The organism is Aeromicrobium sp. REDSEA-S32_B7 (genome assembly GCF_001626145.1).
GTDB lineage: Bacteria > Actinomycetota > Actinomycetes > Propionibacteriales > Nocardioidaceae > Aeromicrobium > Aeromicrobium erythreum.
The window spans coordinates 1-10,217 of record NZ_LUNF01000149.1; the positions used below are offsets into that span (position 1 = coordinate 1).

Genomic DNA, 10,217 nt, shown 5'->3' on the forward strand with positions numbered 1-10,217 from the left:
GTCGACGGCGACGGCGAGCACGTTGGCGTCGCCGCTCTTCTGGTCCTTGGACTCCAGGGCGCCGAAGACCGCGTTCGTGACGCGGACGAACTCCTTGTCGTAGGCCGGCGTCAGCAGCGGCTTCATCCGCTTCTGGTAGCTCGCGAGGTCGGCGACGTCGTAGGTGTTGTACGTCGTCGCGAAGTCGTTGACGCGCGCCACGACGGCGTCGCGCTCGGCGTCCTCGCCACCTCCCACGAACCGCGGCACGAGCAGCCCGGCCACCCCGACGAGCACGCCGAGGACGGCGATGACGACGAGGGGGGTGGAGCTCCTGCGCGCGGTCAGCGGATCGCCGGTCCGAGCAGCAGCCACGTCCACGAGTCCTTTCCGGAGGCGTCGGCCCCGGTTCCCACGGCGGCCCGATCACGGTTGATCACGGTCTTGTCGGGCCCGCGCGGGACCTTGTCCTTGACGATACAGCCGGCGTCCACGTCGAACTGCATGTCGTAGACCTCGATCGGCTCGCGCCGCGGTCGCTGCCCGTTGTCGTCCTCGTCGCACGGCTTGGGGTTGCTCGTGTCGCTCGGGTTGGTGATCACCAGGCCGAAGCGGGCGTCCCACTCCCCCTTGGTGCTCTTGCTCGGGGCGACCACGCTGTAGGTGCCCTCGAGCACGTACGGGTAGACGATGGCGAGCGCCTTGAGGCTCTTGGAGTTGCGGGCCAGCGGCTCGGTCGCACTGCGCAGGTCGGCGAAGATCGTGCGCAGCTGCGCCGCGTTCTCCGCGACCGTGTCGTTGACGGTCTTGGCCGCCGACGGTCCCTCGTCGACCAGGCGTCGCAGGTCGCCGTCGGACTCCACGAGGGTGTCCGAGAGCAGCGCCAGGTTCTTCGCGAAGGTCTCGAGCTGGGGCTGCTTGTCGATCTGCGTCTGCAGGACGCCCGAGGAGCTGCGGATGAGCCGCTGCGTCACGCCGAGGTTCTCCTGCGCCGCGGTGATGAACTCCGAGGACGTGTCGAGGATGCGCTCGAGGTCGGGTCCGGTCCCCTCGAACGCGGTGCCGAGCTCGTCGACGACGGTCTTGAGGCTGCGGGTGTCGATGCTGGAGACGAAGGAGTTCAGGTTGAGCAGCAGGGTCGTGGTGTCGATCGGGATGCGCGTGTCCGAGCGCGGGATGGTGGTGCCCGCCTTCAGGTACGGTGCCTCGTTCGTACGCGGGGAGAGGTCGACGTACTGCTCGCCGATGGCCGACTTGTTGGCCACGGTGGCCACGACGTCGGAGGAGATCTTCGGCGCGTCCTTGTTGATGTCGAGCACCACGTTCACGCCGTCGTCGGTGAACTTCAGCTGCTTGACCTTGCCGACCGCGATGCCGCGGTAGGTCACCTCGGCCCCGGCGAAGATGCCGCCGGAGTCGGCGAAGTCGGCCGTGACGGGGAAGGTGCGGTCGACGAACAGGCGGTCGAGCTGGGCGTACTTGCCGCCGACGAACGTCGCGCCGACGGCGACGATGATCGCGAAGATCGCCAGCTGGATCTTGGTCAGGCGAGTGATCATCGCTGCACCACCGGTCCGAGCACCAGCCGCGCGACGTCCTCGGTCTGCGTGGCCATGAGCTCACTCGTCGTCGTGACCCGGCAGTTGCCGAGCAGGGAACAGATACCGCCTCCACCGCCGGAGGACGAGCCGCCGCGGGACGACGTGGACGCCGACGGCGACGGGCTGGCCGACGGCGACGGCTGCGAGCCGGTGCCGTCGGAGGTGCCCGGCAGCGACGGCAGGCCGGTGTCGCCCTGGCTGGTCAGGCCCTCGACCAGCTCGACGAGCTGGTTGGCGGGAGCGCCGGCCGCGCCGGAGCCCGACCCGCCCGAGGCGGGCGCCGAGGAGCCCGTGGGCTTCGCCGAGCCGATCGTGTTGCCGAGCGACAGCAGGCCCTCCACGAGGTTCGTGAGCTGCCCGGTGTTCAGCGACAGGTTGATGTCGAGGTTCATGAAGTCGCCGTAGCAGGCGCCCTCGGCGACCTGCTTGCGCAGCAGCGCCTTGTTCTGCGTGGCCGGGACCGCGGGGTCGTAGGCCGTGCAGGGGCTGCTGGCACGCGCCGGCGACCCGCCGGCGATCGCGTCGGTGAACGGGTAGGTGAAGATCAGCTGGCTCGCCGTGGCGAGGTCGTCGCCGGCGTTCGCGAGCTCACGCAACGTGGGCTCGAGGTCGCGCAGCACGGCCAGCGTGTCGTCCTTGGAGCGTCGGATGACGCCCGTCGCGGTGTCGCTCAGCCGGTCCAGCGACTGCAGTAGGCCGACCAGGTCGTCACGCTGCGCGTCGAGGGTGCGCAGCGCCTCCGGCAGCTCGTCGAGCGCCTGGGTGATCGCGCCCTCCTGCGCCTTCGTCGCCTTGGCCAGGTTGTCGACCTTCTCCAGGGCGGTCAGGATCTCGCCCTTGTTCTCGTCGAGCTGGCCGATGAAGGTCGTGGTGCTCTGCAGCAGCTGCTTGACCTCGGGCTCGTTGCCGTCGAGCGTCTTGTTGAGCTCCTTGACGATGGTGTTCGTCTTCTCGAGGCCGCCGCCGTTGAAGAGCAGCGAGGCCGCACCGAGCACCTCCTCGATGTCGGGGTTGCGCCCCGAGCGGTCGAGCGGGATGCGGTCGCCGTTGCCGAGCCTGCCCTCGCCCCCCGTGGACGGCGGAGCCAGCGACACGAACTTCTCGCCCAGCAGGCTGGTCTGGCGGATCTGCGCCTCGGCGTTGTCGGGCAGCTCGACGTCGCGGTTGATCTCGAGGGTCGCGGTGGCCGTCCAGCCGTCGAGCCGGATCTTGGTGACCTTCCCGACCGCGATGTCGTTGACCCGCACGGCGCTCTGCGGCACCAGGTCGAGGACGTCGCGGAACTGGACGGTCACGGTGTACGGGTCGGACCCGAGGTCCGCGCCACCGGGCAGCGGCAGCTCGTAGGGCGAGAAGCCGCAGCCCGACAGGAGCACGGCGCTCCCGGCGGTCACGGCGGCGGCCCGCAGGCCGCGTCGGCGCAGGCTCATCGCTCCACCCCCAGCATCTGCGACAGCGACGTGTCGGTGCGGTCCGGCGACGGCGCGTTGGCCACGGCGGCGCGCGGCAGCGGCAGTCCGCCGGTGATCGGCTTGAGGAGGTCGTCGAGCACGCCGCCGAGGACGTCGCACGGCTCCTTGACGTCGATCGGCAGGTTCTCGCTGATGTTGCACAGCAGGTCGCCCGGGTCCTCCACGGCACCCAGCAGCAGCTGGAGCACGTCGGCGTGGTTGTCGAGCGTGCCCGTGTTGCCGTTGTAGGCGAGGGCGACGTTCGACAGGGCCGTCGGCGCGCTGATCGTGAACTGCTCGAGGTCCTTCTGGTGGTCGCCGAGCACGCGCGCGACCGTCGCCAGCTGCTTGACGTTGCCGCGCAGCTCCGAGCGGTTCTCGCGCACCAGTCGGCGGACCTCGACCAGCGCATCGCCGAGGGCCTTGATGGTGGCCTGCAGGTCCTCGCGCTCGCCCGCCAGGACGGTCGAGACCTGGGCGGTGCTGTCGAAGAAGTCGCGCACCGACTGGTCGTTGGTCTGCAGGAGCTGCACGAACTGGTCGACCTCGCGCATGCTGCCGAACAGCTCGTCCTTGTTGTCGGAGAGCGTCTGGCTGAGCTTGCCGAAGTTGCGCAGCGTCTCGTTGACCTGGGCACCCTGGCCGTCGAGCTGCTTCGCGGTGTCGCGGACGAGGTCGCTGACGGCGCCGTTGCGGTTGGCGCCGTCTGGGCCGAGCGCCACCGAGAGGTCGTCGAGGGACTTGTAGACCTGGTCGAGCTCGACCGGGACGGCCGTCCGGCTCACGCCGAGGCGCGCGCCGTCCTTGAGGACCGCTCCCCCGTCGTAGGCCGGGGCGAGCTGGACGAACCGGTCGCCGACGATCGACGGGGAGACCACGACGGCCTTCACGTCGTCGGGCAGCTTGACCGAGGCGTCGTAGGAGATGGTCGCGCGCACCGTCTTGCCGCGGGGCACGAGCCGGTCGACGGTGCCGACGGCCACGCCGAGGATCCGGACGTCGGAACCCTCGTACAGCGAGTTGGTCTGGGTGAAGTCGACCGTGATGGTCTTCTTCGCGTCGCGCTGCCCGAAGACGATCACGAGTCCGACGACGAGCACGAGGGCGACGAGCACCGTGAGGATGCGTGCGGCACCGGCGAGCCTGCTCATCCTGCCCCTCCGATCTTGACGTACGTGTCGAACCAGGGCCCGTTGCCGAGCGCGTTGGCGAAGACCCGCAGGAAGCCGGGCATCACGGTGAGCGCCCGGTCGAGGCTCTGCTCGTTGCGCGCCAGCATGGTGGTGACGGTGCGCAACTGGCGCAACGCCGGCTGCAGGTCGGCCTCCGTGTCCTTGACCAGACCGGTCAGCTGGGCGGAGATCTCCTGCGTCGAGACGAGGAGGCGGTGGATCGCCTCGCGCCGGGCGCTGATCGCGTCGAAGAGCACCGAGGAGTCCTTGACGAGCGCCACGAGCTGGTCGTCGCGGGCGTTGATGACGCCGGTGACCTTCTTGAGGTTCTTCAGCAGGGTGTTGATCTGCTCGTCGCGCGCGGCGAGGTTGCGCGAGAGGTCGGAGACGCCGCGGATGGCGCCCCGGAACTCCTCCGGCGTCTGCGCGGCGACGTCGGAGAGGGTCTCCAGCGCCTGGGAGATCTGGTCGACGTCGAGCGCCTCGGTGGTGGTGCTGAGGTCGGAGAACGCCTGCACGACGTCGTAGGGCGGCGTGGTGCGCGACTCCGGGATCGTGCCGCCCTTCTCGAGGCGACCCGAGCCCGACGGCTGCAGCGCCAGGAACTGTGCACCGAGCAGCGTGCGGATGCGGATCTCGGCGGCGGTCTCGCGGCCGAGGCGGGTGCCCTTGTCGACCTTGAACGTCACCTTGACCTTGTTGCCGTCGAGCTCGATGTCGCGGACCTTGCCGACGGGGACGCCCGCGACGCGGACCTCGTTGCCGGACTTCAGGCCACCGATCTCGGCGAACTCGGCGTGGTAGGTGTCGCCTGCGCCGATGATCGGCAGGCGGTCGGCACGGAAGGCGGCCACCAGCAGCATGGCGATCACGGCGAAGCCGATGAAGCCGATGATGACGGGGTTGCGCTCGCGGAACGGCTTCATGACGCGGCCTTCCCGTACTCGTTGCCGCCGGTGCGGCAGCGGTCGCCACCGGCCTTGAGCGAGCCGAGCTGCTTCAGGAGACCGTCGAGCAGGCCGTCGAGCGGCGTGCCGGTGAGCTGGCTGACGTCGACGTTGAGCTCGCAGACGTAGAAGTTGAACAGGCTGCCGTTCGACACCAGGTTGCCGAGCTTCTCCATCTTGATCGGCAGGATCTGCAGCGCCGACTCGAGGGTGTCGAGGTTGCGCTTCTTCGACAGGTTGCCGGTCAGTCGTCGCAGCTGCTTGACGTCGGCCGTCAGGTCGGGGCGGCCCTCGACGAGCAGGTTCGAGGTCTCGGTCGTGAGGTCGGAGATCGAGTCGAGCGAGCCGAGGATGGCCTCGCGGTCGCCCTTGAGCCCGGTGATGAACTGCTGCAGCGTGTCGATGGTCGCCGTCAGCTGCTGGTCACGGCTGCCGATCGTGTCGAGCACGTCGGAGAGGTTCACGACGACGTCGCCGATCAGCTGGTCGCGGTCGGCGAGCGTGCTGGTGAGCGACGCGGTGCGCGCCAGCAGGTTCTGCACGTTGCCGGACTCGCCCTGCAGGGTCTGCACGATCTCGAAGGCGAACTTGTTGGTGTCCTCCGGCGAGAGCGCCTGGAAGACCGGCTTGAACCCGTTGAGCAGCACGTTGAGGTCGAGCGCCTCCTCCGTGCGGTCCTGCGGGATCGTCGACCCGGGCGCGAGCCGTGACGTGTCGCCGTCGCCGCCCTGGAACAGCGCCAGGTAGCGCTGGCCGACGAGGTTGCGGAAGCGCAGCTGGGCGATCGTGTCCTTCGTCAGCGGCGTGGTCGAGCGCACCGAGAAGGTCACGATGGCCTCGTCGGTGTCGTGGATCTTCACCGACTTGATCGAACCGACCGAGACGCCCGCGATGCGCACGTCGTCGCCCTTCGCGACGCCGGTGACGTCGGAGAAGACGGCCTTGTACTCGTTGCTGGCACCGAGGCTGCCGTTGCTCAGCGTGAGCATGAGCATGGCGGTGGCGGTGCCGGTGACGACGAAGAACACCGCGAGCTTGACGATCGCGCTGATCGACTCCTTGTCGAGCATCCTGCTCATCGGCTCACCTCCTCGGCGCGGACGGTCTGACGGCGGTTCACGGCGCCTTCACCTCCGTGCCTCGCAGGATGGGGCTGAGCAGCAGCGAGGCGGCGTCGGGGACCTGGTCCTCGTCGACGCCGGCCATCGCGGCGGCGAGGCTGCGCGCCTCGGCCCGCTGCTGGGGCGTGTCGGTGTCGGCGAGGCTGGGGTTGAAGAAGCCTGCCTCGTCCAGGCTCGACACGGCGGCACGCTGGTAGTCGGCATCGGTGCCGAACTTGCCGTTGTGGCTGTTCCGCACGCCGATCAGCTTGAACACCTCCGGGGAGACCTCGAACGGGTCGGACTTGCTGTAGGGCCACTTCGACGGGTCGTCGGCGTTCTGCTTGAAGATCTTGAGGTCCTCGCAGACGGCGCCGATCGTGTTGGGCAGCTTGCCGCGCTTCTTGTCGGGCGCGTCGATGTACTCGACCTTGCTCGGGTCGGCCTGCGGGGCCTGCTCGATCTGCCGGTTGCTGGGGATGCGGGCGTTCTCGTCGAAGCCGAAGTAGGTCGGCTGCTGCGGCAGCGTCTCGAGGTCGATGTGCACCGTGTTGTTGCGCAGCACGCTGTTCAGCTTCGGCAGCACGGTGGCCATGCCGCCGGTGAAGCACGGGAAGCTGCTCGCGTACTCGGCGGTGACGCCGAGGATGACGCGGTTCTGCTTGGCCAGGACCTCGAGGTTGTCGCCGTTGGCCTTCGTGAAGTCGGTCAGGGTGTTCGCCAGGCGCGTGCCCTCGTTGTAGAACGCCGCGAGCTGGGTGCGCTTGGCGACCACCGTGTTGCCGGTGACGACCGTGTTGCGCAGCAGCCGGCCGAGGGTCGGCATCTGCGCGGCGTAGCCGTCGGAGACCGTGCCGAGCTTGGTGAGGTCCGTGACGAGCGTCGGGACGTCGGGGTTGAGGGCGGTCAGGTACTCGTTGGCCTGGACCAGCGTCTGGCCGAGCTTCTCGCCGCGACCCTCGAGCGCCTGCGACACCGCGGTCAGCGTCGAGGACAGCTCGGCGGGCTCGACCGCCTGCAACAGCGGGTAGAGGTCGTTGAGGAGCTGCTCGACCTCGATCGGCACCTCGGCCCGCGCGATCATGTCGCCGGCCTTCAGCTTCTCCGGCCCGGCGTCGTCGGCGGGGATGAGGGCGATGTACTTCTCGCCGAACAGCGTCTTCGGGACGATCTCGGCCGTGACGTCGGCCGGCACCTCGTCGATGAGGTCGGGCTTCATGCCGAGCACGATGCGCACCCCGCCGTCGTGCGGCTCGACCTTGCGCACCTCGCCGACGATCATGCCGCGCAGCTTCACGTCGGCGTTCTCGGGCAGGTTGAGGCCGGCGGTGCCGGTGTCGACGGTGACGTCGTCGTAGGCCACGAAGGTCTTGGAGAAGAACGCGAACGTCAGCCAGATGAAGAACAGCATGATCGCGACCAGCGCGGCTCCGAGGAGCTTGAGGCTGGTGGGGCGCTCGGCGAGGGGTGTGGCAGCCATGTCAGCCCGCCAATCTGACGGTGACGGTCGTGCCCCAGATCGCCATGGAGGCGAGCAGGTCGACGACGTTGACCGCGACAATCGAGGTTCGGACGGCGCGCCCCACGGCCACGCCGACGCCGGCGGGGCCGCCGGAGGCGTAGTAGCCGTAGTAGCAGTGGATGAGGATGACGACGACGGCGAAGATCAGCACCTTGCCGAAGGACCACAGCACGTCGCCCGGGGGCAGGAACGTCTGGAAGTAGTGGTCGTAGGTGCCGGTGCTCTGGCCCAGGAACTGGGTGATGGTCAGCCGGGTCGCGAAGTAGGAGGACAGCAGGCCGACCACGTACAGCGGGATGACGGCGATGAGGCCGGCGAGCACGCGGGTCGTGACGAGGAACTGCATCGACGGCACGGCCATGACCTCGAGCGCGTCGACCTCCTCGGAGATCCGCATGGCGCCCAGCTGGGCGGTGAAGCCGCAGCCGACGGTCGCGGCCAGGGCGATGCCGGCCACGATCGGCGCGATCTCGCGGGTGTTGAAGTAGGCCGAGACGAAGCCGGACAGGGCCGACGTGCCGAGCTGGTCGAGCGCGGCGAAGCCCTGGATGCCGACCTCGGTACCGGTGAAGAAGCACATGGCCACGATGACGCCGACGGTGCCGCCGATGACGGCGAGCGCGCCGGAGCCGAGCGTGACCTCGGCGAGCAGCCGCAGGATCTCGCGGCTGTAGTTCTTGATGGTGAACGGCACCGCGCGCAGGACGCGCAGGTAGAAGAGCAGCTGCGTGCCCATGCCCTCCAGGGCGGCTGCGGGGCGCTCGTAGAGCGCGCTGACCTTGGTCGCCATGCTCACATCCCCTTCGGCGGCACGAGCTGGATGTAGATGGCCGAGACGAAGAAGTTCACGATGAACAGCAGGAGGAACGTGATCACCACGGCCTCGTTCACCGCGTCGCCCACGCCCTTCGGCCCGCCCTTGGCGTTCATGCCCTTGTAGGAGGCCACGATCGCGGCGATGTAGCCGAAGATGACGGCCTTGACCATGCCTTGGTAGATGTCGGGCAGCTGCGCGAGTGCCGTGAACGACGCCAGGTACGCCCCTGGTGTGCCGTCCTGCAGGACGACGTTGAAGACGTAGCCGCCCGCCACGCCGACGATGGTCACCAACCCGTTCAGGAAGACGGCGATGAGCATGCAGGCGAGCACGCGCGGCACGACGAGGCGCTGAATCGGGTCGATGCCCAGCACCATCATCGCGTCGAGCTCCTCGCGGATCTTGCGCGAGCCGAAGTCGGCGGCGATGGCCGAGCCGGCGGCGCCCGCGATCAGCAGGGCCGTGGCGATCGGGCCGGCCTCGCGCACCACCGCGAGCACGGCCGCGGAGCCGGTGAACGACTGGGCGCCGAACTGCTTGATGAGGCCGCCGACCTGCAGCGCGATGACCGCGCCGAAGGGGATCGAGACGAGGGCGGTGGGCACGATCGTCACGGTGACGATGAACCACGCCTGCGTCAGGAACTCCTTGAGCTGGAACGGACGCCGGAACAGCGCGACGGTGACGTCGAGCATGAAGGCGAACAGCCCACCCGCGACGCGTGCGGGAGCCGTCAGCTTCGTTGCGCTCACGCCGTGGCACCCGGCGCGAGGCTCATGTTCTCCTCGAAGGAGCCGGGGGGCGGCGTGATCCCGTGCTCGCGGCACCAGGCGCCCGGCTCGCGCTGCCCGGCCCGCGGACGACCGTCGGAGGGCTCGAGCTGGCGCGGGATCGGCGGCAGGGGCGGCATGTCGAGCTCGGCCTCCGCGGCCAGCTCGGCGGCGTCCTTCTCCTCGGACATGCCGATCGGGCCGACGCGCTGGGCGTTGAGGAACTGCGCCACGACCGGCTCGGTCGAGGACAGGAGCATCTCGCGCGGGCCGAACATCGCCAGGTGCTTGTGGTAGAGCAGGCCGATGTTGTCCGGGACGGTGCGCGTGGAGTTGATGTCGTGCGTGACGATCAGGAACGTCGCGTCGATCTGCGCGTTCAGGTCGATGAAGAGCTGGTTGATGTAGGCGGTGCGCACCGGGTCGAGGCCGGAGTCGGGCTCGTCGATGAGCAGGATCTCCGGCTCCAGGACGAGGGCGCGCGCCAGGCCGGCGCGCTTGCGCATGCCGCCGGAGATCTCGCCGGGCAGCTTCATCTCCGCGCCGGCCAGACCCACGATGTCCATCTTGTCCATGACGATCTGTCGGATCTCGGACTCGGACTTGCGGGTGTGCTCGCGCAGCGGGAACGCGCAGTTGTCGAAGAGGTTCATCGAGCCGAACATGGCGCCGTCCTGGAACAGCACGCCGAACAGCTTGCGGATCTCGTAGAGGTCCTTCTCCTTGCACGTCGCGATGTCGACGCCCTCGATCCAGATGTGGCCCTCGTCGGGCTTCAGCAGACCGATCAGCGACTTCAGGAACACCGACTTGCCCGTACCCGACGGACCCAGCATCACCGAGATCTCACCCGCGGGC

General features: G+C 68.9%; 10 protein-coding genes. All 10 read right to left on the bottom strand.

Annotated elements, in window-relative coordinates; all coding sequences use genetic code 11:
- Positions 1-354 (bottom strand): hypothetical protein (locus tag A6Q79_RS10545; RefSeq protein ID WP_317698139.1); only part of this gene is annotated, 354 nt, incomplete at its 3' end.
- Complete coding sequence (locus A6Q79_RS10550) at positions 324-1,538, bottom strand: MCE family protein (RefSeq protein ID WP_067854767.1); 1,215 nt, start codon at positions 1,536-1,538, stop codon at positions 324-326. The genes A6Q79_RS10550 and A6Q79_RS10545, both read right to left, overlap by 31 nt.
- Positions 1,535-3,010 carry an MCE family protein gene (locus tag A6Q79_RS10555; RefSeq protein ID WP_067854765.1) on the bottom strand — a complete coding sequence of 492 codons (1,476 nt, stop codon included), beginning with the start codon at positions 3,008-3,010 and terminating at the stop codon, positions 1,535-1,537. Before A6Q79_RS10555 ends, A6Q79_RS10550 begins: the two co-directional genes overlap by 4 nt.
- Positions 3,007-4,182, bottom strand: coding sequence for an MCE family protein (locus tag A6Q79_RS10560; protein WP_067854763.1), 1,176 nt, complete (start codon positions 4,180-4,182; stop codon positions 3,007-3,009). Before A6Q79_RS10560 ends, A6Q79_RS10555 begins: the two co-directional genes overlap by 4 nt.
- Complete coding sequence (locus A6Q79_RS10565) at positions 4,179-5,129, bottom strand: MCE family protein (RefSeq protein ID WP_067854762.1); 951 nt, start codon at positions 5,127-5,129, stop codon at positions 4,179-4,181. Before A6Q79_RS10565 ends, A6Q79_RS10560 begins: the two co-directional genes overlap by 4 nt.
- Positions 5,126-6,229, bottom strand: coding sequence for an MCE family protein (locus tag A6Q79_RS10570; RefSeq protein WP_286689133.1), 1,104 nt, complete (start codon positions 6,227-6,229; stop codon positions 5,126-5,128). Before A6Q79_RS10570 ends, A6Q79_RS10565 begins: the two co-directional genes overlap by 4 nt.
- Before the next feature lie 37 nt (positions 6,230-6,266).
- Positions 6,267-7,730 carry an MCE family protein gene (locus A6Q79_RS10575; RefSeq protein ID WP_286689132.1) on the bottom strand — a complete coding sequence of 488 codons (1,464 nt, stop codon included), beginning with the start codon at positions 7,728-7,730 and terminating at the stop codon, positions 6,267-6,269.
- 1 nt (position 7,731) lies between these two features.
- The gene (locus A6Q79_RS10580) at positions 7,732-8,508 is read right to left on the bottom strand and encodes an ABC transporter permease (protein ID WP_236749863.1); all 777 of its coding nucleotides are present in this window, start codon (positions 8,506-8,508) and stop codon (positions 7,732-7,734) included.
- A gap of 56 nt (positions 8,509-8,564) precedes the next feature.
- Positions 8,565-9,284, bottom strand: a complete 720-nt coding sequence (locus A6Q79_RS10585; protein WP_083516566.1) for an ABC transporter permease — start codon at positions 9,282-9,284, stop codon at positions 8,565-8,567.
- Positions 9,285-9,337: 53 nt separating this feature from the next.
- On the bottom strand, positions 9,338-10,217 hold an 880-nt coding region (locus tag A6Q79_RS10590; protein WP_317698143.1), incomplete at its 5' end, for an ATP-binding cassette domain-containing protein.

What these genes read in the sequence shown, in the direction of transcription:
- A6Q79_RS10570 (WP_286689133.1), bottom strand. Translation starts at nt 6,229, where the DNA reads ATGAGCAGGATGCTCGACAAGGAGTCGATCAGCGCGATCGTCAAGCTC.
- A6Q79_RS10585 (WP_083516566.1), bottom strand. Translation starts at nt 9,284, where the DNA reads ATGCTCGACGTCACCGTCGCGCTGTTCCGGCGTCCGTTCCAGCTCAAG.
- A6Q79_RS10550 (WP_067854767.1), bottom strand. Translation starts at nt 1,538, where the DNA reads ATGATCACTCGCCTGACCAAGATCCAGCTGGCGATCTTCGCGATCATC.
- A6Q79_RS10575 (WP_286689132.1), bottom strand. Translation starts at nt 7,730, where the DNA reads ATGGCTGCCACACCCCTCGCCGAGCGCCCCACCAGCCTCAAGCTCCTC.
- A6Q79_RS10560 (WP_067854763.1), bottom strand. Translation starts at nt 4,182, where the DNA reads ATGAGCAGGCTCGCCGGTGCCGCACGCATCCTCACGGTGCTCGTCGCC.
- A6Q79_RS10565 (WP_067854762.1), bottom strand. Translation starts at nt 5,129, where the DNA reads ATGAAGCCGTTCCGCGAGCGCAACCCCGTCATCATCGGCTTCATCGGC.
- A6Q79_RS10555 (WP_067854765.1), bottom strand. Translation starts at nt 3,010, where the DNA reads ATGAGCCTGCGCCGACGCGGCCTGCGGGCCGCCGCCGTGACCGCCGGG.
- A6Q79_RS10580 (WP_236749863.1), bottom strand. Translation starts at nt 8,508, where the DNA reads ATGGGCACGCAGCTGCTCTTCTACCTGCGCGTCCTGCGCGCGGTGCCG.